Annotated in this window: 22 protein-coding genes; 3 read left to right on the forward strand and 19 right to left on the reverse strand. The window is 31.6% G+C overall.

Going from position 1 to position 26,085, the window contains the following annotated elements:
- Positions 1–4: 4 nt before the first annotated feature.
- The 7 genes from ACFWV9_RS08105 to ACFWV9_RS08135 all read right to left on the reverse strand — a co-directional run bounded on the left by ACFWV9_RS08105 (position 5) and on the right by ACFWV9_RS08135 (position 11,975).
- Positions 5–2,326 carry a chondroitinase-B domain-containing protein gene (locus ACFWV9_RS08105; RefSeq protein ID WP_411894748.1) on the reverse strand — a complete coding sequence of 774 codons (2,322 nt, stop codon included), beginning with the start codon at positions 2,324–2,326 and terminating at the stop codon, positions 5–7.
- 90 nt (positions 2,327–2,416) lie between these two features.
- Positions 2,417–3,415 carry a T9SS type A sorting domain-containing protein gene (locus ACFWV9_RS08110; protein WP_411894749.1) on the reverse strand — a complete coding sequence of 333 codons (999 nt, stop codon included), beginning with the start codon at positions 3,413–3,415 and terminating at the stop codon, positions 2,417–2,419.
- An 11-nt stretch (positions 3,416–3,426) separates the two neighbouring features.
- On the reverse strand, positions 3,427–4,335 hold the full coding sequence (locus tag ACFWV9_RS08115) for a polysaccharide lyase family 7 protein (protein WP_411894750.1): 909 nt from the start codon (positions 4,333–4,335) through the stop codon (positions 3,427–3,429).
- A gap of 703 nt (positions 4,336–5,038) precedes the next feature.
- Positions 5,039–6,085 (reverse strand): serine hydrolase domain-containing protein, encoded by a 1,047-nt coding sequence (locus ACFWV9_RS08120; RefSeq protein WP_115816073.1) that lies wholly within the window; start codon positions 6,083–6,085, stop codon positions 5,039–5,041.
- 155 nt (positions 6,086–6,240) lie between these two features.
- On the reverse strand, positions 6,241–7,473 hold the full coding sequence (locus ACFWV9_RS08125; RefSeq protein ID WP_186844063.1) for an adenylate/guanylate cyclase domain-containing protein: 1,233 nt from the start codon (positions 7,471–7,473) through the stop codon (positions 6,241–6,243).
- 318 nt (positions 7,474–7,791) lie between these two features.
- Positions 7,792–11,085, reverse strand: a complete 3,294-nt coding sequence (locus tag ACFWV9_RS08130) for an ABC transporter permease/M1 family aminopeptidase (RefSeq protein ID WP_186844064.1) — start codon at positions 11,083–11,085, stop codon at positions 7,792–7,794.
- A gap of 2 nt (positions 11,086–11,087) precedes the next feature.
- A complete protein-coding gene (locus tag ACFWV9_RS08135; RefSeq protein ID WP_186844065.1) occupies positions 11,088–11,975 on the reverse strand; it encodes an ABC transporter ATP-binding protein in 888 nt (295 codons plus the stop codon).
- Between the two features lie 208 nt (positions 11,976–12,183).
- On the opposite strand from ACFWV9_RS08135, the gene ACFWV9_RS08140 reads away from it, so the two are divergent.
- Together ACFWV9_RS08140 and ACFWV9_RS08145 are read left to right on the forward strand one after the other, a co-directional pair.
- Entirely contained in the window at positions 12,184–12,978 is a 795-nt protein-coding gene (locus ACFWV9_RS08140) for a sensor histidine kinase (RefSeq protein ID WP_186844066.1), read from the forward strand.
- A complete protein-coding gene (locus ACFWV9_RS08145; protein WP_186844067.1) occupies positions 12,975–13,676 on the forward strand; it encodes a LytR/AlgR family response regulator transcription factor in 702 nt (233 codons plus the stop codon). Before ACFWV9_RS08140 ends, ACFWV9_RS08145 begins: the two co-directional genes overlap by 4 nt.
- A 112-nt stretch (positions 13,677–13,788) precedes the next feature.
- Here ACFWV9_RS08145 and ACFWV9_RS08150 read toward each other — a convergent pair whose 3' ends face one another.
- The 6 genes from ACFWV9_RS08150 to ACFWV9_RS08175 all read right to left on the reverse strand — a co-directional run bounded on the left by ACFWV9_RS08150 (position 13,789) and on the right by ACFWV9_RS08175 (position 18,708).
- Complete coding sequence (locus ACFWV9_RS08150) at positions 13,789–15,186, reverse strand: alpha/beta hydrolase family protein (RefSeq protein ID WP_186844068.1); 1,398 nt, start codon at positions 15,184–15,186, stop codon at positions 13,789–13,791.
- 121 nt (positions 15,187–15,307) lie between these two features.
- Positions 15,308–15,760 carry a hypothetical protein gene (locus tag ACFWV9_RS08155; protein ID WP_186844069.1) on the reverse strand — a complete coding sequence of 151 codons (453 nt, stop codon included), beginning with the start codon at positions 15,758–15,760 and terminating at the stop codon, positions 15,308–15,310.
- 102 nt (positions 15,761–15,862) lie between these two features.
- Positions 15,863–16,519 (reverse strand): hypothetical protein, encoded by a 657-nt coding sequence (locus tag ACFWV9_RS08160; RefSeq protein ID WP_186844070.1) that lies wholly within the window; start codon positions 16,517–16,519, stop codon positions 15,863–15,865.
- Positions 16,503–16,994, reverse strand: coding sequence for an RNA polymerase sigma factor (locus tag ACFWV9_RS08165; protein WP_186844071.1), 492 nt, complete (start codon positions 16,992–16,994; stop codon positions 16,503–16,505). Before ACFWV9_RS08165 ends, ACFWV9_RS08160 begins: the two co-directional genes overlap by 17 nt.
- A gap of 65 nt (positions 16,995–17,059) precedes the next feature.
- A complete protein-coding gene (locus ACFWV9_RS08170; protein WP_044633815.1) occupies positions 17,060–17,758 on the reverse strand; it encodes a LytR/AlgR family response regulator transcription factor in 699 nt (232 codons plus the stop codon).
- Positions 17,755–18,708: a sensor histidine kinase gene (locus ACFWV9_RS08175; protein ID WP_052823525.1), complete on the reverse strand. Its 954-nt coding sequence runs from the start codon at positions 18,706–18,708 to the stop codon at positions 17,755–17,757. The genes ACFWV9_RS08170 and ACFWV9_RS08175 overlap by 4 nt, the downstream gene beginning before the upstream one ends.
- A gap of 230 nt (positions 18,709–18,938) precedes the next feature.
- Between ACFWV9_RS08175 and ACFWV9_RS08180 the strand changes: the two genes are divergently transcribed.
- The gene (locus tag ACFWV9_RS08180; protein ID WP_100818301.1) at positions 18,939–20,027 is read left to right on the forward strand and encodes a serine hydrolase domain-containing protein; all 1,089 of its coding nucleotides are present in this window, start codon (positions 18,939–18,941) and stop codon (positions 20,025–20,027) included.
- On the opposite strand, the gene ACFWV9_RS08185 is transcribed toward ACFWV9_RS08180, so the two are convergent.
- From ACFWV9_RS08185 to ACFWV9_RS08210, 6 genes are all read right to left on the reverse strand, one after another.
- The gene (locus ACFWV9_RS08185; protein WP_246457469.1) at positions 20,024–20,503 is read right to left on the reverse strand and encodes a zinc ribbon domain-containing protein; all 480 of its coding nucleotides are present in this window, start codon (positions 20,501–20,503) and stop codon (positions 20,024–20,026) included. The two genes, ACFWV9_RS08180 and ACFWV9_RS08185, sit on opposite strands and share 4 nt — an antisense overlap.
- 58 nt (positions 20,504–20,561) lie before the next feature.
- Positions 20,562–21,137 carry a helix-turn-helix domain-containing protein gene (locus ACFWV9_RS08190; RefSeq protein WP_186844072.1) on the reverse strand — a complete coding sequence of 192 codons (576 nt, stop codon included), beginning with the start codon at positions 21,135–21,137 and terminating at the stop codon, positions 20,562–20,564.
- Entirely contained in the window at positions 21,130–21,600 is a 471-nt protein-coding gene (locus tag ACFWV9_RS08195) for a hypothetical protein (protein ID WP_186844073.1), read from the reverse strand. Before ACFWV9_RS08195 ends, ACFWV9_RS08190 begins: the two co-directional genes overlap by 8 nt.
- Position 21,601: 1 nt before the next feature.
- Positions 21,602–22,981, reverse strand: a complete 1,380-nt coding sequence (locus ACFWV9_RS08200; RefSeq protein WP_186844074.1) for a serine hydrolase — start codon at positions 22,979–22,981, stop codon at positions 21,602–21,604.
- Between the two features lie 161 nt (positions 22,982–23,142).
- Positions 23,143–25,356 carry a CocE/NonD family hydrolase gene (locus ACFWV9_RS08205; protein ID WP_222611297.1) on the reverse strand — a complete coding sequence of 738 codons (2,214 nt, stop codon included), beginning with the start codon at positions 25,354–25,356 and terminating at the stop codon, positions 23,143–23,145.
- 33 nt (positions 25,357–25,389) lie between these two features.
- Complete coding sequence (locus ACFWV9_RS08210) at positions 25,390–26,010, reverse strand: hypothetical protein (RefSeq protein WP_186844075.1); 621 nt, start codon at positions 26,008–26,010, stop codon at positions 25,390–25,392.
- Between the last annotated feature and the right edge of the window lie 75 nt (positions 26,011–26,085).

The raw sequence follows: 26,085 nt of genomic DNA on the forward strand, positions 1-26,085 counted from the left end.
TTGATTAATACATCAATTTCATTTTCAGATTTTGCTCGGTTTTTATCTGACCAGAATTAGACAAAACATTTTCAGATTCTACATTGTTTTTGGCTCCCCATAATATTGATACGAACCCTACAGGATTATTCTTAAATGTATTTTTAGTAATATTTACATTTATAATACCTCTGTGGTTTAGTAAGATTTTATTCGCTTCTTTTGCGCCACAATTGGTAAAAGTACTGTTTGACACCAAGAGATTTCCTCCAATAGTAGACTCGTCATAACCTCCTCTGTAATAATCTATAACATTCTCTTTAACATTATTAAAATTACAATTGTTAATTGTGAGGTATTCCGTATTGTAATCTCCTTTATCATTGGTCTCTTCTGATAATTCTATTCCATTTTCACAATTTGAAATAGTTGTATCCTCAAAAGTAATTCGTTCTGCAAAGGATTCTTTGTAAGCTTTAAGAACGTAATTGAAATCAGTGATTTCAGAATTTGAAACCGTTAGCCCAAAATGGTTAGACATATTCTCCTTTAAACTTGCAAAAGCATAATTTGAAGTATTTCCTTTTAAAACAAGGTTGTTCACTGTTAGCTTTCCTTTTGGTTCTAACGAAAACAATGGTGTATTAGATTCACCAGTAAAGTTCAACTGTGATTTATTATTGCCTATAGATTGAATTGTGATTGTTTTATTTATGACAAGGGTTTGGTTCAAGTTGTAAGTGCCAGCTGCTAATGAGATAATATCACCATTTGAAGCCTCATTTATTTTAAGCTGTATGTCTTGAGCGTTTGCAACATTAAACGTTTTAGGCTCTTTTGGTTCTATTTCATTCGAATACCATGTTGCACCATATTTAGATTTGTCTAAAATATTTGGGTTAGATACATTTTTACCCGTTATGGCGCCGACACTCTTGTCATCTTTTCTAGAAGCACCTAATAAATCTGTTTGAATAGTATTAAAATCAAAACCATTGTATGCTTCAAAATCGTCAGGTACTCCAGTAGGGATATAAATATTGTCAGATAATTTTTTCAGATCTAAAGAAGCTTCTACTAAACCTCCATCAAAATCCTTGAATTTTACACCTTGATTATCTATAATGTTATTTTTAAAAGTAACTCCATCTGCTTTATCGTTTTCAACAACAATACTTTCAAGTCCATTCTCATTATAAACTATATTATTGGCTACTGTAGTTCTGATTGCCCTAGCAGATCGTATTTCTGACTTTGGTAAAACATCTGCTTGATCTAAATTTTGCCCAACACCAAACTGCCATGGTGAACTGCAATTTACATATGTATTATAAGCCACGACAACATCTGTAACTTGGTTGTAACGATTTAATGGTGATTTAGGTATACCATTCATAACCGCTAATGGACTTCTAAAACTTTTACCCTTAAGGTTAAAAAAGTAATTATTTGTTACCCAATGACCTGTATTTATTATTCTGATGCCACCATAATTTTCATTTACGCCATCACCAATAAAATAGTTACCATCTATAGTTACGTAGTTTCCATGACGTGTTACCAAAGAACCCTCGCTTTTATAGAATACATTGTTTTTAAATTCGTTAAAGTTGGTTTTACTTGAAATAACCTCAACTTCACCATTACATTCTTCAAACAAATTGTTCGCAACCATCGTATAACTTGGTGACATAGATGTAAAGCTATTACCCAATTGAATGGTTTCTCCACTTGGACCACCTTTAACAGGTCTTGGCCCAAAATGATTGTTTATGATTTGGTGATAATTGTTAATACTTTCAATACCCTCAATACTTACTCTAACCGTCGGACCTCTATTCGTTTTACCAGCTATATAGCAATTACTCAGTTCATTATGTCTTCCCCAAAATTGCACCCATAAATCGGCATTGTCGCGCTTTGGTTTATTAAAATCTTCAATTACGCTATTAGTGAACTTGCAATTGTTTGCTATTTCATCTAATGTATCCTTATGGCTAATCTTAAAATCAACCACCGCATTAGATGGTGAATAACCATTTTTAAAATGCAACCCATCAACTACTAAGAATTGTCCTCCAAACTTTAAGTATGATTTACCTTCAATACTAACTTTACCTGGCGTTTCTGCTCTAAGAATTATGGGTTTGTCTTCTGTACCTTTACCACGAAACTTTATTTGAACATCTTTCCAAACACCATTTTGCATTACTATTTCATCACCAGGACTGCTATTTTCCATAGCCTCATTTAACGTAACAATATCTGAAACCACTATAGTATTATTTTGAGTTTCGCAAGACATTAATAAAACAGCTACTATTAAGCTTAGAATTAATTTTTTCATATTTCTTATATCGATAAAGTTGAAATTAGTAATTTAAAAACAAAAGCCTTTTATAGACTAAAAGGCTTTTATAAATTAATTAATATGACACTATTCAATTATTATTTTTTTAGTTATTAGTGCTTCTGTATCTGAGCTTATTTTTAACATGTAAAGCCCTTTTGTTAAACCAGAAACATCAATACTTTCATTTGAGCTATTAATTTTAGTCTCTAATACTTGTGAACCTAATAAATTAAATAGTTCAATAGATAAATCTGAGTATGTATTATTAGTGTCTATGTTTAATATACCTTTTGTTGGGTTGGGATAAATATTAAATGTTTTTGCGTCTACTTCGTCAACAGATAATGCATCTTCTTGAAGCGAAATATTATCATAAAACACCTCAGTCATATCATCAACAGACCCATTGGACCTAACATAAATCACAACTTCAGTAGTTGTAGCCGTAAAAGACATTGTGTTTGTTACCCATGCACCTTCATCATTCGTAATATCCATACCTATAACAACAGATGCATCAGCATAACCATTAGCATCAATACCAGTCTCATCTGCAATTTCATTATTTAAAATATACACTTCTGATGGTGTACCTGCTGCTTCAGAACGAGAATCTATAGAGAAATTATAATCATTACCAATAGTAAGTCCGACAACCCTTTGATATAAACGACGAGAACTACCCGTAATAGCTGGATTTCCATCATCATACAGTTTAACTCCTCTAGTACCATTATTTCCACTACCTGTAGATCCTGGTTGTTCATCTAAAGAACCTGCCATACCTAAATATTTAATTTCCAATGCATCTTCTAAAGCATCATTTCGCCAACCATCTGGATTGGTAGTTGCATCGTACCTATAAGGACTAGTTATACCACCATTTAATGTGCTATTAGGAGTCATATCCCAAGCATCTGCATTATCACTAGTATTTGACGTGTCAGAGCCTGTTCCATGCTCGTCACAAGTACCGTTTTTAACAAGTTCTTGACTCCATCCGTAATTAAGGCATAAACAAAATGCGAATAAAACGTAAAACCTTCTAGGTAGTTGATTTGTAAAAAGTAGTTTTGATTTCATATTAATTTAATTTAGTGTGTTACATATAAATTGTAGTATTTTACATAAGAAAAGGCATTATCATCTGTAGATGTGAGGTAATTTCCAGCTTTAAAATAATTTTCGAAAGGCCATTTATCTAAACTAATGTCCTCATATACATATGGTTCATCTTCGTTTAACTGAACCTCTATTCTGGCATCAGATGCTGAAATTTTAAAGTCAAAAGCGTCATATCCAACATAGCCAAGATTAACCTTTATATCAGTCCATGTACCGTCGTAAACTCCATACAGGTCAAATCCTGTAGTAGTTTCGTCAGTCAATGATTTTTTGTGACACCACACAAATCCATCTTTCCAGTAAATCTTTATAAGTGGAGGACCGTTATTTCCATCAAAGTTATATGTTGCCATATCTTCTTCAGAAATAATACCGTGGATTTGCATTACAATAACCTTGTGGTAGTCATCACCTGAATTATTATTCTCCGAAACCGATTGTATTTTTAGTCGCCCTGTCATTTCTCCTCCCTCTAACAAAGTCCAGTTTTCTTTAGAATTGCTTGGGTTAATTAATTCCCTAAGCTCAGTTCTTGAATAAGAACTATTGGTTGTAGAAATATCGGGAAACGTATAGAAAATTAAGGACGAATCCTCAGTATCATCATACATATAAGGCTGCACAGGTTCAAGGTCTTGGTAACCAAAGTTTTTTAATTCATCTGGCTGATATTCGTCTGGTTTGTTGTTGTTGTCTTCATCAACAGGTAACGTCACCTTCCAATTAGAAAAATCAACATCTGCATAAACAACAACATCAGGATTGTCATCATTACCATTATCTGTATTAGATCCGCTTGGCCTATCTAAATCACTGTTACTTGAACAAGATATACTTATTAAAAATAGTATTAATAAAAAAGGAATTCGAAGTTTCATTATAATTGGTTAACCAGATTGGTTTACCAAATATACTAATATTTATCTACTAACCAAATTTTAGACTCTTAAAGTTCCTTGATAACAATTTATATGATTCATTTTTTAGAAATTATATTAAAATAATTCCATAAAAAAATGCTCAATCTAGATTCAAAATAAATCGAATCGAAAAACAAGGCAATTAAATACGAGGTTAATCAAACCCAATCGAAGCTTTTGTTTACAAATAGGTTCGTCTAGGATTACTGTAGCATCCTATTTGCTCCGAGGACTTATTTTAATGCTTTTGAGTAAGTTCTTTACTCATCAATAAAATACATGACTATCCTTTTCCTTAACTCTAAGTCCTATCTTCATTATCTGTAAAGTTGGTCACAAATTGGTCACACAAGAAAATAAAAAAAACCTAACTCGTTAGTAATTAACGTATTAGGTTTATTCTTGTGACCTCGAAGGGACAGAGTTCAAACTTTTTGAAGGAAGATATTGACTTAATTATCTCAAAATCAATATAAATCAAAACTCACCCTTATTACTTCGAACCCAAGAGTTTATTAGAATTGTTAATTTTGATTTTATTTTTGTAATCACATTGTCGTACAGTAATTTCTAAAAAAATCAAATATATGGTTGTTGAAATTGATAATGCTCAAGGGATAAAGTGGTTCTCGTTATAAATTGATATTCGTTAAAGCCTGTATTATTTTGCTCTATTTTCCTCAACAATTCTAACCACTCTATTTATCATTATTTCTGACAAATTCCACAGTAATAAATCCTCATCAGTTGTATTATTAAAAAGAATTACTACAGTGTCTATATTGTTATGATATTCTGTAAAGCTCTGATATCCTGGAACCCATCCAGAATGTTCATATTCATAAATTTCAGAATAGATTTTCCGTTCTCGTTCTTTGAATATAGAACCATCGTTTAATGCTCTCAAAAATATACCAACATCTTCCGCAGTAGCCAGCATACCGAATTCTTTCTCTTTTAAATCAGGTTCATAGCCAACGTAGTAACCACTCATCACATCCTCTATATCTACCTCGCTTAACGAGAAGAATGTATTATTCAGTTCGAGTGGTACTAAAATTTGCTCTTTGATATATTGATGATGATTATACCCCACCGTATTGTCAATAAGTAAACCAAGGAGTAAATAATTTGTATTTGAATAGCTATAGTCTTCTCCTGGTTCAAACAGCGCGGGTGTATCCAATACTAATGCTAACGATTCCTCAGCACTATCAGGTGGGTTTTCCCAGTAACCTCCACTGTCTGTAAAATTTGGAATCCCGCTTCGATGTTGTACCATCATTTTTAGAGTTATTCTATCTGCATTTTCAATCCTACCTAGCAATTCAGGGAAATAATCAGCAAGGGTTTTATCTAGTGACAATCTGTTATCATTAACCAACTTAGAAATGGAAACCGCTACATATAACTTGCTAATACTAGCTATTTTAAATAGTGCATTGGGTTTAGCAGGTATTTTATGTTCTCGATTGTGCCAACCACCTGTATAAAATTCTGGTTGTTTCCCTGCCTCATCTACATAAACAATCATACCATCCAAACCGTGACTTATTGCTTGGTCAACTTGTTCTTGAACAGTATCTGGCAATGGTAATATCCAAGCTTTCACTAAAATCCAAGGCACAAACCACAAGGAAATTGCAGTACCTGTGAACAAGGCTATCCTGATTATAATTTTTTTATTTCGTTTTTTAGAATTAAGCATAGATAGTAAAGTTATAATTATTGCTCATTTTTAGGAAGTATTATTCGTAACACAGTTCAGAAAAGTTCAGGGTTTCAAAGTTTATGTTTGGAAATATGATCCTATTATATGCAACATAAAAATACTATTTGTTTTCTTGATTAATTTTATGCGTTTTAAGTTTGATTCAGAAAGTACATGTCCAATTTCCCTTTTCCCTTTGCATGGATCTTTCCACGAGAAATACACGAAAATTCATTTTTAATCAGTTTATAGGTGGATGAAGATATATTGATTTTACCTACTTCACCTGCAGATTCCATCCTGCTGGCGGTATTTATCGTGTCTCCAAAAAGGTCGTATGCGAACTTCTTCTTGCCCACAACCCCTGCTACTACAGATCCAGAATGTATACCAACCCTCATTCTCCATTTTATGACATGGCTTTGATTTCTCTCCTCAAGATAGGATAGCATCTTTTGTGCGGCTTTGATGCAGTTAGTAGCATGATTTATCGTTTCTTTTTCAAGGCCACACGCTGCCATATACGCATCACCAATCGTTTCAATTTTTTCTACTTTCGTTTCTTCCATAATTTCATCGAATCGACCAAAAATATCATTGAGTTCATTGACTAAAGTGATTGCTGACATGGACGCCACAAGATTTGTAAATCCTTCAAAATCAGTAAACAGGACAGTGATATTTTTGTGTCTTTTTGGAATTGTTTTACCGCTTTCTTTTAAGTCTCTTATTATGTTTGCGGGTAATATATTGTGCAGAAGATCATCTGATTTTTTCTGTTCAACCATTAAAGATTCCTCAGATTGATCTATTAAAATAGACATACTTGCTATTAGTATGAAGCAAATCAATGCAGTAATACTGATATTAACTATTTGTGATATATAGGGATCTAATCCTCCAAAATGGGATTTTATATTTGATTGAAATATTACTGTAGCAATCAACGTTAGGCAAGCTAGAATACTAAAGACATGGGCTATATTCCTAGCCTTACGAGGAAAAGTCATATATGGCAGAATAATAATTAGGAAACAAACAACTCCAACTCCTGAGGAAAACCCTAGCAAGTAAAGAAATAAGAGAACAGACATATAAGATGCTAGAATAAGCCAAACGGAAGCCAGGACTCGTAACCCTTTCCAATTGAAAATTAACGCCATTAGAAACATTAATCCCAAAAAAGTATTACTTCCGTAAATTATTAATGCGTCTGTCAAGAATAATGCAATTAGCATCCAAGTTACATTATAAACTACACCTAAAAGAGATGCAATATTCGTAACACGTAAATATCTGAGTTCAGTTATAGAAAAATTGTACTCAGCGCCAATATCGACTATTCTTTGAAAGAATCTAGACTTGTTTTTATCATAAATTGACATAAATGCTTTTCAAGTTTTATGAATTGTTAATGTCTTTATTATACGCAAGTAAGTTAACCTTTTTAGCGTTAATTTCTGGATTTTTAGAAGGTCAAAAATTGCAGATTTTCTTTATTCTTTTGTGAAAATGGTAGCATACCTCTCCTTATTGATCTAAACATATGGTGGTTCGTTTTATTTTAAGCTTAGATATGTTCTTTCTTTATTATAAATGTGTTCCGCTTGTTTGATCATCTTCTTAGCTAACGTAAGATTTTTAATGGTTTGCCACAATAAGCACAGGTTTTATGCTTTTATGAGAAGTTGATTTATTTAACCTTAGTGATTTTTTAATACACCCACAGATTCAAAAAGCTCCTCGATGATATGCTGGAGATTGCTTGGTGTAACTGCTCTGAAATACTCTAGTAAGTCTTGAGTTGTCGCATATCTATCAGTCTGCATTTTTAGTTTGCCGTTTTTTGTATTCCAATCTTCAAGAAAATATTTTAATGCTAAATTCACATTCTCTTCGCCAATTGCTTTTTGAAATTCGTACATATTGATTGCTCCTTTTGCGTAATAGACATAATCTTGATTTTCTACGAGAGTAAGAGATGGTTCTTTTTTACTTTCTTGTTGTATTCCTTCTTTATATTTATCCATTTGAAGCGCTAAAAACTGTTGCACTTTTTCTTCGGAATAATGTTGCTTTAAAACCATCAATGCTGCATATTGAGATAAGGTTTCTAAGACCATCAATTGTCCTTGTACATTTGCAGCTTCCACTTGCATACCAAACCATTGGTGAGCTACTTCATGCGCAGTCACATAAAAAGCCATATCAACATCTTTTTCGTCATCTATATCTAACACAAATCCAATAGATTCTGAAAATGGAATAGTTCCAGGAAACGATTGTGCAAATGTTGCATAACGTGGAAACTCCATAATACGTAGTTGCTGGTATTGATAAGGACTGAAGTTGTTACTACAATAATCTAATGAAGCTTTCATAGACTTCATCATTCTATCGATGTTATATTCATGTCCTTTTTGAAAATAAATTTCAAGGTCGACAGGCTCAGTAATCCCCTTATTGCTTGTCATCCATTTGTCTTTTTTAATTTCATAGTCAGCAGAAACTATTGCGTAAAAATTAATAATAGGGGTATTTGTTTTATAGTGAAAATAATTACGATTATTTTCTGTCCATTCCTGCAATAAATCTCCAGGAACCAAAGCCGTTTGATCTTTGGATGTACCAATAATCATTTCAAAATTAATACCATCAGAATCACCACCAGATCTTGCATTGACTAATTCTTTAGGGTCATCTATTTTAGCTTTTTTAGATCTCCTTGATAAGTTATGATCTCGTCGTTCATCTTCATCTTGAAGTTCATATTTTTTATTGTAACCCAAGGTTGGAAACTGTTCATTGTTGAAAAATGTACCATTGTAAACTATATTGGTATTAGAACGACCTTGCTCAAAGCCTTTGGTTGTAAAACTTTGCTTAAAATACATTTTTACAGAATCACCAGGTTGTAAAGCTTTCTTCAGGTTAAAAATTGAATAATCAAACTTTTTATATTGATGATTCGTCGTAAAACCACCTTCGAAAGCGATACTGTCTATCGTAACATTTTCTTCGAGAAGTTTTTGAATATGGATGGATTTTATGTTTTCAATTGATGTGTTTTTTAACATATAATACCCTTCTACTGTGTAGTCTCGTTTAGAAGGATATAGCTCTAATTGTAAGTTTAAGTCTACTATTTTTGGTTGCGTTATATATTCAAATTGTTTCAATTCTTTTTCATACGCTACTCTAAATTCAGTAGCTTCAGAATTGCTCCAATATTCATTTAAAATATTCGTATTGTAAAATATAAACCCTCCAATAATTATAAAAGCAAAAAGAATGATGTCAGTAAACTTTATGAGTGGCTTGCTGAACTTATACTTAGCAATTCTTGTTCGTTTTATTAAATTGGTTTCATTTCCTCTAACAGCGACTAAAGATCCTATGATTAATAAAAGGATTCCGAAAAGAAACCAATACAATTTAATGAGTAAATAGGGTTGTAAAAAATGCCCATAACCATTCATCTCTGAATAAGCACCTAAGGAACTTCCTCCAAAAAAGTGTAAATCATGATCAAACCCCAACACGGCAATAGCTACATTGACAATACTAAATACAATCACCAAAATGATACCTACAAACTTATTATTCACTAAAGATTGTATGAAAAACGCTAAGCAAGTAAAAATGGATAATAGGGGTAGAATTTCTAAAAAGAATCCATTAAAATACACTTGCAATTCATAGTTATAATAGCCACTTAGCGTTTGGAATAATATCCCTGAACTTATTAAAGCAAGTATTAATACGACATAAATTATGTTTAATCCAATAAACTTTCCAGCTAACCTTACAAAACTTGACATGGATGTAGCATCATAAATTAAATTCAACTTCGCACCTCTTTCTTTCCACACCAATTCTCCTGAATAAAAAACAAGGATGATGATAAAGAAAAAATAAGAGGTTTCCTGAAGTTCCTCAACTATAAAATAGGTTGCAGGATAACTATCAACTCCATATACCGTTCCAAGATTTACAGAATTGATTAAGATGATAATCATTCCGCAAATAACTATTCCCCAAAATGATGGTTGTTTAAAAATACTTATAAAATAAAACCACGAAAACTCTTTTAATTGTGTCCATTTAGATTGTAAACCATATTGTTTTTTAGCTTTAGGAATCATCACATCACCAACTAAATTAGTACTTTTATCTACCAGCTTTTGAACTTGCTTTCGTTTTGATTTCTTTTCTTTAACCAGATTGAAATTGAATTTTTTATATCCATAGATTAATGCGATAACACCTAATAAAACCCAAAATAATTTGTTGTATAACAAGGCACTAATAAATGGAAGTTCTTGAGTGCTCTTTTCTAAGACCGACCAAGTTTTTGTAATATAGGTTGTTGTTGTTAATGAAAATGGATCAAAAATAGCTTGCCAGAAATCATTAGTAATTGCTTTGGTTAACAAAAACACCACAAACAAAATAACACCCTGAGTGTATACAACTACTAAATTTCTAGTTAAAGCTCCAGTTACAAAAAACAATGATGCACCAAAAAACAACGTTGGTAGCGTTACCATTAGAAAGGTCTTCATATAAACAAATGCATTAAAAGCCAATTGATCATCTGGACTATTCCAGGGCATAAATTCACCCAACATCATACCCAAAATAATTCCTGTAAATACAAACAGCAAAACAGTAAATGCGCCTAAAAACCGACCAATTAAATAATCTCTTTTTTTGATTGGTGTAGAAAATAGTAATGATTCTATCTCATACTCAAAATCTCGCAACACAGAAACGCCCATAATCATTGAGGCTAAAATCATAAAGAATCCGGTTATAGCTCCCATTGTTTTCGCTATGACTACGGGTGAATTTCTTTTCATTAGACCTAATTCAGTACCTTGAAAAATAAAATCTACACCAACAATTGAAAACAGAAATATAAATAAAAAGAATACATAAGTGTCTGGTCGTTTAATTCGATATTGAATTTCGAACTTAAAAATTTCATACCACATAATTAAATAGATTTAGTTTTAGTTCTATTGAAAATTTCTGAGAAATACACATCTTCTAATTCTGCATTAATGGCTGTAAATCCATCTCCAGGATTGATCTCGCTTATTATATGAATGGTTGGTTTACCAAGAAATAATCGTTCACTGATGACCTGATAATTTTCTTTATATAGGTTCAATTCTGATTTCTCGATTGTTTTTTTATAGACTTTATCTTTTAGGCCTTCTAGTATCTGCAACGGCTGCCCTTTTAAGCATACTTGACCTTGATTAATAATGGCCATATTTGTGCAGAGTTCTTTGACATCGTCAACAATATGCGTAGATAAAATAACCACAGTATGTTCTCCGAGCTCGCTTAAAACATTGTAAAAGCGATTGCGTTCTACAGGATCCAATCCTGCTGTTGGTTCATCTACAATAAGTAACTTCGGATTGTTAAGTAAGGCTTGTGCAATGCCAAATCGTTGCTTCATCCCACCAGAAAACCCTTTCAGATTTTGTTGTCGCACGTCATATAAATTGGTTTTATACAAAAGTGCTTTCACTAATTCTTTACGTTCGTTTTTATTGGTGATGCCTTTAAGCACTGCGAAATGATTGAGTAATACTTCTGCCGATATTTTTGGATACAAGCCAAATTGTTGCGGCAAATACCCTAATACCTGTCGCAATTCATTTTTTTGTTGTAAGACATCGATGTCTCCAAGAACAATGGAACCAGAATCGGCTTCTTGCAGTGTTGCAATAGTTCGCATTAACGTAGACTTGCCTGCACCATTTGGGCCTAATAGACCAAACATCCCTTTTGGTATATCAAGTGAAATGTTTTGTAAAGCTTTAATCCCGTTTGAATACGTTTTTGATAGATTGTCAATTCTGAGTTCCATACTGTTCATTTTTTGATTGATTGAGACAAACATATAAGCGTTTTTAGCCTTTAAAAAGTGTTAGTGACACAAACACATGCATTAGTGACAAACACATTTTTTTAAGGTATAAAGACACCTCAAAACACATTTAGGATTGTTTGTCACTGATGAGATACTGTTTGTCAACTTATTTGTCTGAGGTGTTTTATTTAATTAATATTGAATTATGAATTTTAAAATACCAGAAAGAAAAAGGAAAACTATCAAGCGGTTATATAAAATAGCGCTGGTTATTATAGGCTTAGCCATCGTCATTTTTAATGACACTTTTGGAAAACTAGAAGGGTTTGTAGAATTTATTGCATTGTACTTTATCCTTGTGTTTATTACCATTGCACATTGGCTATTTAAACAAATCAAATCACTAATAAGATTGAAGAATGAAAAAGTAAAAACAGAATTAATGCATTTAAAGAGTCAAGTGAATCCACATTTCTTTTTTAATATGCTTAATAACCTTTATGGATTAGTGGATAAGGATTCTAAGAAAGCTCAAGAGCTCATTCTAAAACTTTCTGATATGATGCGCTATAGTATTTATGATGGCGAAAAAGACAGGGTTTTACTGTCTGAAGAAATAGCTTATCTCGAGAATTATATTGAACTTCATAAAATGCGTTATCATAAAGCGATTGATATACAATTCAATATTGAAACAAACGACACTAATTATGAGATTATGCCACTTCTTTTCATTATTCTTTTAGAAAATGCCTTTAAGCATGGTGTGGAAAATTTAAGAGAAAATGCTTATGTTCATATCACATTAACAGCGCATAATAGTGAATTGACCTTTGAAATAGAAAACAATTTTGATGAAACACAAGATAACCCTGAAACAGGAATTGGATTAAAAAACCTAAAACGACGATTAGAATTGGTATATCCAAAAAAGCATACCTTAACAATTTCCAAAACAGATACCATCTATAACGCTACATTGAATATTAAGGGCTTATGATTACATATATCATTATAGACGACGAACATATTGCACACGATATTATAAAAGGCTATTGTGATATGCTACCAAATTTAGAATTCAAAGCAGATTGTTATGATGCTATAGAAGCTATTGACTACTTAAGCAAACATGATATAGATCTCATTTTTTTAGATTTGAATATGCCTAAATTAAAAGGATTTCAATTTTTAAAAACCTTATCATCTCCACCAAAAGTTATTGTAACCACTGCGTATAGTGAATTTGCGATTGAAGGCTACGAATTAAACGTTGTTGATTACTTGTTAAAACCGTTTAGTTTTGAACGCTTTTTGAGTGCTATTAATAAAGTGACCTCTTCTGATACCAGTACAATAAGAAAAGAAAGTAAAGAGACTATAAAACCTGAAGGACAACATATTTTTTTAAAACAGAATAATAGTCATATTCAGGTAGATGTAGATGATATTCTATTTATTGAAGCCTCAGGCAATTATACCAAAGTTGTTACGAGTACTAGTACTATCAGCATTCGAGAAAAAATATCGGATACCATAGAACTGCTTTCTGATAATGATTTCATACAAGTTCATAAATCATTTGCGGTTGCAAAAAAGCACATCTTTAGAGTAGAAGGAAATAGAATTTATATGGGCGATCATGTTGTACCTATTGGCAAGCTATATAAAACAAACATTAATCAATTATTGAGGTAATTGCTATTGCCATGTCAATATATAATCTAGTCTGAAAATTCGTAAGGATTTTCATGAGTAGGTGAGTACTAGCAATGAATTACTCAAGAGGTTACTACAAGTATTTTATATCTTATTTCAGATGTTCTATTACCCATTTTTTTATTTCGTTCAATGCTGTTGGGGAAAATGTTTGTTCTATTTTTCTATATTCATCCATCTTTCCAGTTTCACACTCCTGAAAGAAGTGGTTTAAGTTTTCTAATTCCACTATTTTATAATTTTTATTCTGGCCTTTGATTAGTGCTTGTCTTATAGCTTCTTGATTAATTTTTGCATTTACTTGCGTGTCTTTACTGCCATTTAATGACAACACTGGAATTTGTAATTTTTCAATTTCATCAGCAGGATTGTATTGTAAAAAATAGCGTGACCAAGGTTGTATACTTGTTTTAAGTTGGTTTTCTATAAATGCATTGATATTCTTTTCTGGTACGTTTAATGATGTTAAAATGGGTCTTAAAAACTCATTATAATGAGTTGTCAATTCGATTTTAATTTCTGTTTTACTCTTATTAGAGATTACAATTGCAATCGCTTTTCTTGTGTTTTTTTCATAAGCCACCTCATCTTTAACAGGAAATTCTCTCAATGTTTTAGATTGCATTACAGATAGTTCTGTTCCCGAAATTCCGGTAGAAGCTAATAACACCATAAAAGCGACATCTTTAGAGTTGTTAGCCGCTAGAGGTGCGATAATACCACCTTCACTATGACCAATCAAACCTATATTTTTAATATCTACATCGTTTCTAGTTTTTAAGTATGCGATGGCACTCAAAACGTCTTTGGAAAAATCTTCTGTGGTTGCTTTACCAAAATTTCCTGTAGATTCTCCAACTCCACGATCATCAAAACGCAATACGCCAATGCCTTGTCTTGTTAAATAATCTGATAATACTAAAAAAGGTTTGTGTCCCATAAAACTTTCATCTCTGTCTTGTGGACCACTTCCGCTAATTAAAATTACTACTGGAAATTTTCCGTTTTTATTGGGTAAGGTTAAAGTACCTGCTAATGTTATGTTGGCTTCATTATTTTTAAAAATGACTTCTTCTTCATAATAAGGGTAGGGTTTTACAGGTTCCTGCGGCCGTTTCGAATCCTCTATTTTTATAGTTCCTTTTTTTAAGTTTAGGACCATTTCTATGCCACCTTCCTTGTAAATACCTTCAAATTGTTGTGCTTCAGTATTAAAAACTCCTGTATAGTTCATTCCAACATTAGAGCCATCAATAATTAGCTTTCCATTTGTAAAAGTTGTAGCTGATGGTTTGATGCCAGCAATTCTAAACGTTGGAACATCCATAGTAGTTGAATACGTAGCGTTTTCTTGTTTTATATTAAAAACAAAAGTGATTTCTTTATCGCCTCTTTTGGTTGTTCCGTTCCAATGTCCTGAAATATCTTGAGAACGTGCACTAGTAATGGCGAGTAAATTTAAAAGTATGATAATTGTTAATGTTTTCATGTTCGTTAAATTTTGATTGGTGATGTCTAGGCCAAATTTTCGTTAGCCTTGTGGTATTAAAAAATAGTATTACTAATTTAGTAATCGAAGCTATTTGAAGAGAGATTTAGTTAGATTTACTTTAGAGCACGTTTCCAGCTTCTTTAGCTTGAGCATCCTTACGGCGACCTATTAATGCGCCAATAAATAGTCCCATACAAATGCCAACGGAAATCCCTAAAGACCTTTCAAAACGCTCACCTATTAGAATTCCAGCTATAACTCCGAATAACATTCCTAAAGTTACACTCAGGTTTGTATAGTATCCTTGAGAAGTCAAGGAAAAGGTGTCCTTTAAATAGGTCTCAAATTTACTCAGTGCGTTTTTAAAGATTTTTTTTCTATTGTCTGGATTTGAGTTTAGTTTTAAGCTATCCAGTTCCATTTCTATAGAATGAATTTCATTAGCGGTGAATGCTCTATTTTCTAATTTTTTAAGAATCTCAATAAATTGAGTATAAATCTTAATTTCAGATTTTTTAGAGGATTCAGTTTTTAAACTTTCAAAAAAGTTAATTGCATTTAATAGTGTCATAATTTTTACTGTTTTCTTGGTTAGTGGCCCAAACCAAAAAATATTACACCAAAAATTTATTTATTTTAAAAAATCACACTAAAACACCTTATATTCAGGTGTTTAGCTTCTTAAACTTTCTATATCTGTCATCAATTCTTCTAGTTTTTTGAATAGTCTTCCATAAACGATGTTTAAATCCCATTTATAAATTCGACCTCCAACAAGGAATAGCAAAACCAAGATGACTGCCACGATAACAATTCCGATGAGTGGGATTCCAAATATTAAATAGGTATCTGGAAAACCAACAAGTATTTCATTTACAAGTCTTTCACCTAAAGGCATGCCTTCGGCATCTTTAAACCAAAAGCCTAAAACCAATGACATGAATATAATTGGATACAAAAACCTTGAAAATCTCTTGTTGATAGATACCTGTTTGTTTATCCATTGGTTAAATGCTTTTAAGTATTGATAACTGCTAATACCTATATCGATTTTCTCTAAATCGTTTAATAACCTCTTATTAATAACAACAAGAACTGAAAGAGTAACAAAAAATATGATACCTGTTATGGGAATTCCTATAATGAAAGAGACGACTAAAAAAGCAAACGAGAATGCCACAATGGCAATCAAATTTATTTTAAACATTCTTTTAAATTTATCAATGATATGAATTGATTTTTGGTTGTAAAGATTGTTTATTTTTGGGACTACTAGTGCGTCGCTCTTGAGAAAACCTTCTTTCCAAATGTTTTCAATTGATTTTTCCATCTAATAATTTTTTTAATCTAGTTTTAATTCTTTTAACACGTACACCAATATTATTTGGGTTCGTTCCTATAATTTCAGCAATTTCCTTTTGCGATTTTTCTTCCAAATAAAGCATGATAACGGCTCTATCTATTTCCGATAGTTTTCTTATGGCATCATATAATAAATTTAGAGATTCGTCTGAAAACGCGTAGTTGTTTTCGGTTTCTTCAGCAGTTATAGAATCAGACACAAAATGCTGAACATTGTTTTTCTTTTTCTTAAGTAAGGTTAAACAGACGTTTAATGAAATGCGATACACCCAAGTGCTCCATTGCGATTCTTCGCGAAAATTGTCCTTACTCCTCCAGATTTGTAAACACACTTCTTGGTAATAGTCTTCAAAATCTTGTTGTGAACTGGTGTAAGCTCGACATAATTTGATAATTATTCCTGCGAATGGTAAAATGGATGTGTTGTAAAAATCGCTACTCAATAGTGTTGTTTTATTGGTTGGTGGCTTAAATTAGGAATTATTACAGGTTAATGTCAAAATTGATTTTATTTTATTAATCGATTTACATTAAGCTTATACATTTTTCCTATTGGAATTTTGTGATTCCTTAGATGTATTCTATTACCTTCAATTAATTCTATTTTATCTATTGAGATAATAAAAGATTTGTGAATCCTTATAAATTGTGTCTCTGGTAAATTATGTGTAAAGGATGTTAGCGTTTGATGAGAAACAATCACTTTATCAACCATATTAATCTTTACATAGTTTCCATAGGCTTCTAAAAACAGAATGTCCTTTAACTTTATCTGGTAGTATTTTTTATCTTCCTTTATAAAAATCTTAGTGTCTTCTATGGTTTCCGTATTTTGTATTGGGCTGGCTTTAATTGATAATGCATCGGAAACTTTACTAACAGATTTTACAAAACGACTGAAATTAAATGGTTTTAATAAATAATCGTCAATATTCAATTCATAACCTTCTAAGGCAAATTCCTTGTAGGCTGTAGTAATGATAATTTTTGGCGGATTAGAAAGTGTTTTTAAAAACTCTAAACCAGAAAGCTTTGGCATATTTATATCTAAAAAAATAAGATCAATAGAATGCTTATTTAAATAGTCTAGGGCTTCAAAAGCATTATAACAACTTTTTTGGAATGATAGATAAGACAAATTACTCGCATAATCTTTAATATTATCATGAGAGGCAGTTTCGTCGTCTACAATTATATATTTTATCATTTCTTATATATATCTAATGTTGTTGAATAGGTGTTTTCTTCAATTTTATTATACAATTGATGTGTGTTTGGATATAATAAATTTAAGCGATCTTTTAAATTTTTGAGCCCAATACCTTTGTCTTCTGATGATTCTTCAGCATCATAATTGTTTTTAACTGTGAAACTTATTTTATTTTCATCTTCAATAAGTTGTAAATGAACAAATGCATTATCTGTTGCTTTTTCAATGCCATGTTTAAAAGCATTTTCTAGCAAGATAATGAATAACAAAGGTGCCACTTTTGTTTCTGGATTTTTAATTGATTTTTCAAAATTCACATCAATGTCTTTATGGTATCTGGCAGTTTGTAAATCAATAAAATTTATTAAATAATCTATTTCATCTTTTAACTGCACGTTTTCCTTTCCGCTATCGTAAATAGTGAATCGCATTAAATCTGATAATTTTAGGACATAGTCTTGAGCTGCATCAGCATCCTTTTTTATTAAGGCATACAAATTGTTAAGTGTGTTAAAGAAAAAATGAGGATTTATTTGATTTTTTAATAGCATCAATTCGGCTTCTAATTTATCCTTTTTAAGTTTTTGAATACTTTTTCGGTATTCGTAGGTCCAATAGAAAATTAAATAAGCAACTGCAATTGCTAAAAGAATTCTTACGCTATTCTTTAGAAAGCCTCCATCTAAATCTGTAGTAGCATCAATAGCAAATATTAAAAGCGGAATACTTATTCCTAAAAAGAGATATTTTAATCGAAGGTTAGAAGTCCCAAATTTTATTTTTTCAGTTTGAAAGAGATAATTCAAAAGGGTGTAAAAGACTACTAAACCCAATGAACTTGAAAGCACTGCGAATATTTCGCTTTGAGCGTTTCTTAAGATTAGCATCAAAATAATAATGATTACAGATAGAACTGCTGCTGCTTTATAAAGTTTTTTATGTGTCATGATTTTAATTTATTTATGATTTTGACACAAATCTATATTGCATATTCAAGGTTACAGCTTTTATTTTATGAACGTCTCTTTTCATATTGTAAACGTATCAAATTTAATGATAAAGGTACTTTAAATATCATAATGAGCTGATTACCATTTGATACGCTAGCTTCATCAAAATAGTTCTAATTAACGAATATTCAGCTCTAGGTTTACATCGAATTTAAAACTAAATACATATGAAAACTTTAATTACAATTATTACAATCGCATTATCAACCTTATTTGTAAATGCTCAAACGAGTTCTGAGAAAGAACTATTAAAAACTTTAAATGAAACTACACCAAAGGCATTGCAAGACAATAAAGTACCTGGATTGGCATTGGCTATTATTAAAAATGGCGACGTTATTATTAAAAAAGAATATGGGTTTTCTGATGTATCAGAAAACGAGATTGTAAATAGTAAAACAGGCTTTAATATTGGTTCTATATCAAAAATGTTTACAGCTTGGGGAATTATGAAATTGGTAGAAGACCAAAAACTTAATTTAGATGCTCCAGCTTCAAAATATCTTTTGAATTGGAAATTACCATCTAGTGAATTTGATTCAGATAAAGTAACTATCAGGAATCTATTGCAACATACTGCAGGTTTGTCTGTTCATGGTTACAACGGTTATGAAACTAAAGATGAATTAACTTCAATTGATGCATCGTTATCCGGAACTACTAATCTAGATGAGAAAGTAGAACTCGTTATGGAACCAGAAAGCAAATGGAAATATTCAGGTGGTGGTTATTCTATATTGCAATTAGTTATTGAAGACGTTAGTGGGAAATCTTTTGCGGATTACATGAAAGAACATATTTTTAAGCCTTTAAAAATGAAACAAACAAGTTTTAATATTAGTAAAAAGGTTTTAAAAAATTCTGCAAAGGCCTATGATGAAGAAGGAAATGAAATCCCATTACGCCTTTTTAATGCGCAAGCAGCAGCAGGTTTGCATACAACAATAGATGATCTTATTCTTTTTGCAAAAGCATCATTTTCAAAAAATCCTGTTTTGTCAGAAGAAAGCATTGCTCTTTTGATAAAACCTACCGAACTATCCAAAGGGAATTACGGAATGGGTTATATGATTATGAATCGTTTTGGGGATTTTACATTATCTGGTCATGGTGGTTCTAATGAAGGATGGCAATCTGGTTTTATGCTCGATTTTGAATCAAAATCAGGTATTATTATCCTTACCAACGGCTCTAATGGAAAAAACGTTTTATTTGGAAACCTGCAAGATTGGGCAAAATGGCATGGAAGTAATTAATTTAATGTCTTAATTTTTGTAACGGTAAAATCTCGTTCACGGTCAACATTTTTTATGGCTATAATAATACTTTCTGGCATTAAATTGTTTCGGTATCTATTGGAACTCATAAAATGTACTATTCCAGATGCTGTTTTAAAATGAGTATATCCATCCAATAATATGATAATTGGATATTTTTTCGCCACTTCAGTTGAATCATTATATGAATCAGGAATACTTATTAAACAAGTTCTTTCTTCATTTAAAATACTAGATTTAATAATGAACTGACTTCCAATTATAATATCCGTTTTATTCTGTCCGAACGTCGTTTGTGCTCCAAAAAGAAGAATACATAAAATCACAAATGTAAAAGTTCTCATAGTTTGCTTTATATGTTTGGTAACAAATATTTTCGACAACGTACCACCTGTGGCTTTCATTTCTCCAATTTCATAAGTGGTATTATCACACTTCGGACATTTGTATTTCATAGTTTTATATTTTTTGAGTTGATACTATATGGCTGTTAACGATGATATTCATTGCCTTTTATTTTAAAAACTTAAATCGAGGACTATATATCACCTCTTTTTCATTGTTTATTCTCAGTGTGTTGATCAATATTAAAATTAAATTGGCGACATACAAAAAGCCAATAACCATAAAAAATGTACTTAACGTTATTTGGTCTGTGAGTCCAATTTTTGATATGGTGAACAATACTATTGGGATAAAAAATAACAGAATGGTCCACGTGATTTCGAAATTGATTAAATCTTTACCCAACTTATTACTATTTTTTATCTTACCTTTTTTTGATGTCCAAAGTATAAATGGAATTAAAACCCCTAGCAATGGAAAGACCAGAAATAACAGTGCAGAGAGATTGAGATACGTTAAATACTTTTTATCTTCTTTTACGGACCAATCTATCAACTCATCTGGACTTACATTTAAGGCATTGGCTAATCGCTTCAATGACTCACCTGTAGGGTTTGATTCCCCTTTTTCGATGCGTTGAATAGTTCGTAAACTTAAACCAGATTCTTCTGCTAGAAATTCTTGTGACATCCCTTTCTGGTTTCTCAATTCTTTTACTCTTAAAGCTAAATAGTTATTATCCATTTTCTAAAGGTTTGTTTTTAGTTAAAGTTTTTCTGTACCTCATTATTGTTATGGTTACTATTCCTAATAAAAATCCAGGAACCAATTGAACTAACGACCCATAAATCACATGATTTAATAGCGCTTGCCCAAAATTATCATAATATAATCCATAATGAGTGCCAATTTCCCATTTTGTATCTACCCACCAAAGTATAGCAACTGGAATCCTTGAAATAGGTGAGTAAATAAGTAAGCTTAATAAAAGAATCTTGTAAGCTTGTTTTTGATTACCTAATTTAATACCTAGATATATAGCAATCCCTAAGGTAAGCCAAAGTAGCCCGATAATAAAAATAGCATTTTCAGGCAATCCCAATAATTCTAAACCATATCTAACTGGAGTTAAAATTAATGCAATTATGATGGGTGCTTTACCATAATAAATGGCTTGCTGTAAAGATGTTTTTTCCTTGTTTTTCATCCTAATTCTTTTTTGCGATAATTTTACGACCAGATTGATTCATCGTTAAGCTAATAACATTATTCGCTTCATTTTTATTAAACGTGATTTCTGCATCTACAATTTTTACAAAAAAATGATTTTGAGTTTCAGCAAATAATTCAACCTTTTTAGTTTGACCTGGAGCTAATAAGTATAATTGATTTGTGTTATCCAATCCTATAGTAAGGTTTACATTTGGTTTAACCTCGTAAGTACCTGTATAGTCACTTAATATTTCAGAAGGTACATTAATTGATTTTCTCTCAGGTTGATTATGCTTAGCCTCTGTTATTTTATCATCTGGTATACTTACAAATAATTCAGCAACTTGTTTCGCCACGTTATTTACATTCTTACAATTACAGTTGGTTAATGCAGTTATATACAGTTTCTCTTTAGGTAAAAACAGCGCAATACTGGTAAACCCCTTCGTACTTCCTGTGTGGGCAATTACAGGAGAATTCCCCAATTTCGAAAATCGAAAACCATATCCATAAGGTACTCTTTTCCCACTGTTTAATGAGGTTGGTGTCATAGCTTGTTTTATACTAGAAGCTTTTAAAAGTGTGTTTGAAAGTAATGCATTTTGCCATTTTAAAAGATCCTCTGTGGTAGATAAAATAGCTCCCGCGGAATATGCTAAAGACAAATTGATATCATCTGATTTTACAAAATCATTTTGTTCAATGATATAACCCTTAGTAGGGTTTGGAATACCTTGTTTCGTATCTCCACAGGATGAATTCTTCATTCCTATTTTATCAAAAATATGTTGTTCTATAAAATCACTGTAAGGTTGTCCAGAAACGATTTCAATAATTCGCCCTAGTATAATATAGCCGGCATTGCTGTATTTAAAACGCTCTCCTGGTTTAAACTCCAAAGGTTCATCTTTAAAATATGCAATAAGTTCTGTAGGTGACATATTAGTTTTAGAAATAAAACCCTTGTCACCAACAGGTGTTCTGTTTTTTATTCCCGAAGTATGATTCAATAGATTGTGAATGGTAATATCTTTTCCAATCTCGACATATTCAGGAATGTATTTTCCAATATTATCCTCAATATTCAGTTTGCCTTGCTCTGCTAGCATTAAAATTGAAACTGCGGTAAATTGTTTTGTAATTGAACCAATCTGAAATACACTACTCTTTTGTAAAGGTGTATTTAATTCTAAATTAGCTTTTCCAAAAGATTTACTATAAATAGATGCTCCTTCTTTTGCTACCAGAATTGAAATACCAGGCTCGTTTTGATTGTAACTTATAGCAACTATGGAATCTATTTTTGATTCATAGCTCTGACTAACGCTAAAATATGTAATGAAAAGAAAAGTGAGTGTTGTAAAAAAATTATTCATTGATTTGTATTTAATGTTCATGGGACAAAATTAAATACAAACCTTACTGGCACTTGCGCCAAGCTTATGACATCTTTATGACATCTGCGCTTATTCCTTTAAATAAAGGCACATTTAAACTTTATTTTACTTAAGAGATGAGATTCTAACAGTTATTGAAATCAGTTCCAAATTGGCAAAGAAATACTGCTGTTTCCTGTAAAAATTATCTCTAATGGAATTTCAGCATCTTTAATACTTTCTTTATTAACATCCTTTCCAGTACCATAATTAATTTGAGCATTATTGTTTTTATTGACATTAACCACCACTACAATGCGACTCCCTTTTTCTAATTTTTTACTGATTAGTTTCGAATTGTCGAAAGACACTTTCGTCTTTTGATTCGGTATCAATAAATTTCTTTGTTCTCTATCTTTAGCATAGCTCGCTCTACCAATATAATAGCTTAAATGAAAATAGTTCCCTTCTGGAGTCAATTCATATACGATTACAGAATAATCAACATCTTTTTTATTTATTGAAAATTCAAGATTCCCTAAAAAAGAGCCATTTATAATTACATCTTCCTTTAGCGCTTCAGAATTAAAAATTAAACCATCTTTTAAATTGATTTGGTCACGTTCCAAAGGCCAAGGATAATACTCTGTGTTAGTCATACTCTTTCGATCCTTAAAATCAACAGACATTTGAATCTCTAAATTATTTGCTTTTGATTTTAAGGCATAAAAATCGTTGGTTTTATCAGCACTTAAATGAAATGTTAAAGTATCATTGGTCATGGCGCTTAAACTTGGTTTGTGCATCCAGGTATTCGTACCCATGACTTGGAAGTTGACTTTATCTTTTAAAATACTCGGTTTTGCTTTTCCGTTTAAAATATAATCAAACCATTGATAAATTAGATCTTCTTCAATATGTATTAAAGCAGCTTTGTCTAATTTGTAATTTCTTAGACTTTCTTCGGGTTTCGTTTGTGCAGTCCAATGGTCATAAGGCCCAACTAACAAATAATGATTCGGATTTTTTGCGTATTTATAATGCTCATTGAAATAATACATGGCTCCTCCTTGTGAGTCATCATAATACCCTGTTATGGTTAAAATCGGAATGTCAATTTTTGCAAATTCTTGCTTGTATGGAATCATTTTTTTCCAGAAATCATCATAACTAGGATGTTGCATATAGGTGTTCCATAATGTATTTGTCTGTCCATCTAAACTATCTAACTTGTTAAACGCAATGCCTGTTTTGTACCAGGTGTTTTTTAAGTTATTCCAACGATTAAAATTATTTGAAGCTTCAAAATCTAAAAACTTGTTATTGGTGACATAAAAATTCCAGGAATACGAATAATTGTGTAGGACATTATTTTCCATGGGGTAGTCAATTCCTGGTGCAATAGCAACCATGGGTACAATGGTTTTTAATGCAGGATGCACATTGTGTTTCATAGAAGCCCATTGTGTAAAACCATTGTAACTACCTCCAAACATGGCTACTTTTTGATTAGACCAAGCTTGTTTACTAATCCAATCAATGACTTCATACACATCAGTATGTTCATATTCAAGTGGTTTTATGTCGCTATGACTCAATCTTTTTCCTCTTGTATTGGCAATCACGCCAATATAGCCTTTGGAAGCTGATAACATGGCAGAGGCCTCATTGGTGCCTGCGTAAATAGAAGACACTAGTATGGCAGATTTTTTAGCTGTTGAATTTCCCTTGCGTTTAACTACTACCATTGAAACTTCGGCACCATCTTTCATAGGAATGACGATACTATCATTTATGACATATCTGCGTTTATGATCTTGTTTAATTTCATCAAAATAAATAACTCTAGTTGATGAAAATACAGTGCTTAAAAAATATTTTTTTACTAAATCCGTAGCTGTTGCCTGTGTTATTTTTTCTGATTTAATACTAGTATACGTATTATTAAATTTACTCACATAATAATCTGTAGGATCTCTAACTATCAGAGCCTTATCTAAGTTAATAACTTGTATGTCATCAGAATTCTTTATGTATTTGCTGTAAGAGTTTTTAAACGCATCTTTAAAGTTCGTAGAAAGCTTTGCCTCTACATAATACTTGTAGACATCTAAATACTGACTTTGATCTCTTGGTGTTTCTGCTATTCTTTTTTTTATTGAAGTTAAGGCGTCTTTATATTCACCTCTTATTAACTGGAACTTAAACTGGTCTATTGCTGATAGACTTTGAATGTCACATTGTATTGCTAATTGCTGCATTTGGTTTTCAAGCGCTACTGAATCTGATAGTTTCACCTTTTTAAATGGCAATTCTTGTGCAAAAGAAGTAACGCTAATTGAGATTAAAAATAATATCAGGACTAATTTTTTCATTGTTTTACGTTTGAAAATTGATAGCAAACAGAACTATTTCTTATTTGGGTATACATATTTGATTAACTCTTCATTGTATAAAAAGCCGTCTTGAGTTTGCGTCATTTTAATAAAGTTTTTTAGTTCTGGTGCATACAACCAAACTTCATCTGTTTGTGCGTTGTATCCTCTAGAATTAGAAACCGTTCCCTTGTATTCTATGGTGTACGCCATAAAGGTACCAGCGTCTACCGTTTCTTCTTTGTAGGATAATACTTTTGCATCTTGACTTTGTGTTCCTGTGGTACCATCTTGACTTGTCCAATTTTTTTCATATCGCCACGTTTTACCAACCTCTAAAGGCCATTTGTATCTTGGTGTTTCGCTTTCTTCTGGCTTTACAATGTCCGAAACTGGAATCGTATCTTTTTCAATCACCATACCTAAACCGCCATTCATATTAACTATTTCTCTTGTGTCTTCCCCTTCTGAACGTACTTCGCCTTCAGTGGTTACGCCTTTATATTTCCAAGTCCATTTTTCTCCAACTGTATAATCGGATAGGATAGGTTGTTCTGCTACTGAAACAGTGTTTTCATTACAAGATATCAACACTGAAATTAGCACTAGATATACGATTCTTTCTATATTAAATACTACTTTTAAATACTTCATAATATGGCTTTTAAATTAATTATAGTACAAAGTAAAGAAGTCTGTTTCTATCAAAAAAGGAAAAGTACATGAGCG

Source organism: Winogradskyella sp. A2 (genome assembly GCF_046762865.1).
Lineage (GTDB): Bacteria > Bacteroidota > Bacteroidia > Flavobacteriales > Flavobacteriaceae > Winogradskyella.

Excerpts from the sequence above, each read along its gene's own strand:
- ACFWV9_RS08195 (WP_186844073.1), bottom strand. The coding sequence starts at position 21,600 with ATGAAAAACAAGGAAAAAACATCTTTACAGCAAGCCATTTATTATGGT.
- ACFWV9_RS08170 (WP_044633815.1), bottom strand. The coding sequence starts at position 17,758 with ATGATAAAATATATAATTGTAGACGACGAAACTGCCTCTCATGATAAT.
- ACFWV9_RS08155 (WP_186844069.1), bottom strand. The coding sequence starts at position 15,760 with ATGACACTATTAAATGCAATTAACTTTTTTGAAAGTTTAAAAACTGAA.
- ACFWV9_RS08145 (WP_186844067.1), top strand. The coding sequence starts at position 12,975 with ATGATTACATATATCATTATAGACGACGAACATATTGCACACGATATT.
- ACFWV9_RS08110 (WP_411894749.1), bottom strand. The coding sequence starts at position 3,415 with ATGAAATCAAAACTACTTTTTACAAATCAACTACCTAGAAGGTTTTAC.
- ACFWV9_RS08190 (WP_186844072.1), bottom strand. The coding sequence starts at position 21,137 with ATGGATAATAACTATTTAGCTTTAAGAGTAAAAGAATTGAGAAACCAG.
- ACFWV9_RS08120 (WP_115816073.1), bottom strand. The coding sequence starts at position 6,085 with ATGCTTAATTCTAAAAAACGAAATAAAAAAATTATAATCAGGATAGCC.
- ACFWV9_RS08135 (WP_186844065.1), bottom strand. The coding sequence starts at position 11,975 with ATGGAACTCAGAATTGACAATCTATCAAAAACGTATTCAAACGGGATT.
- ACFWV9_RS08175 (WP_052823525.1), bottom strand. The coding sequence starts at position 18,708 with ATGACACATAAAAAACTTTATAAAGCAGCAGCAGTTCTATCTGTAATC.
- ACFWV9_RS08200 (WP_186844074.1), bottom strand. The coding sequence starts at position 22,981 with ATGAATAATTTTTTTACAACACTCACTTTTCTTTTCATTACATATTTT.
- ACFWV9_RS08105 (WP_411894748.1), bottom strand. The coding sequence starts at position 2,326 with ATGAAAAAATTAATTCTAAGCTTAATAGTAGCTGTTTTATTAATGTCT.
- ACFWV9_RS08150 (WP_186844068.1), bottom strand. The coding sequence starts at position 15,186 with ATGAAAACATTAACAATTATCATACTTTTAAATTTACTCGCCATTACT.
- ACFWV9_RS08210 (WP_186844075.1), bottom strand. The coding sequence starts at position 26,010 with ATGAAGTATTTAAAAGTAGTATTTAATATAGAAAGAATCGTATATCTA.
- ACFWV9_RS08115 (WP_411894750.1), bottom strand. The coding sequence starts at position 4,335 with ATGAAACTTCGAATTCCTTTTTTATTAATACTATTTTTAATAAGTATA.
- ACFWV9_RS08185 (WP_246457469.1), bottom strand. The coding sequence starts at position 20,503 with ATGAAATACAAATGTCCGAAGTGTGATAATACCACTTATGAAATTGGA.
- ACFWV9_RS08140 (WP_186844066.1), top strand. The coding sequence starts at position 12,184 with ATGAATTTTAAAATACCAGAAAGAAAAAGGAAAACTATCAAGCGGTTA.
- ACFWV9_RS08160 (WP_186844070.1), bottom strand. The coding sequence starts at position 16,519 with ATGGAAAAATCAATTGAAAACATTTGGAAAGAAGGTTTTCTCAAGAGC.
- ACFWV9_RS08205 (WP_222611297.1), bottom strand. The coding sequence starts at position 25,356 with ATGAAAAAATTAGTCCTGATATTATTTTTAATCTCAATTAGCGTTACT.
- ACFWV9_RS08130 (WP_186844064.1), bottom strand. The coding sequence starts at position 11,085 with ATGTGGTATGAAATTTTTAAGTTCGAAATTCAATATCGAATTAAACGA.
- ACFWV9_RS08125 (WP_186844063.1), bottom strand. The coding sequence starts at position 7,473 with ATGTCAATTTATGATAAAAACAAGTCTAGATTCTTTCAAAGAATAGTC.
- ACFWV9_RS08180 (WP_100818301.1), top strand. The coding sequence starts at position 18,939 with ATGAAAACTTTAATTACAATTATTACAATCGCATTATCAACCTTATTT.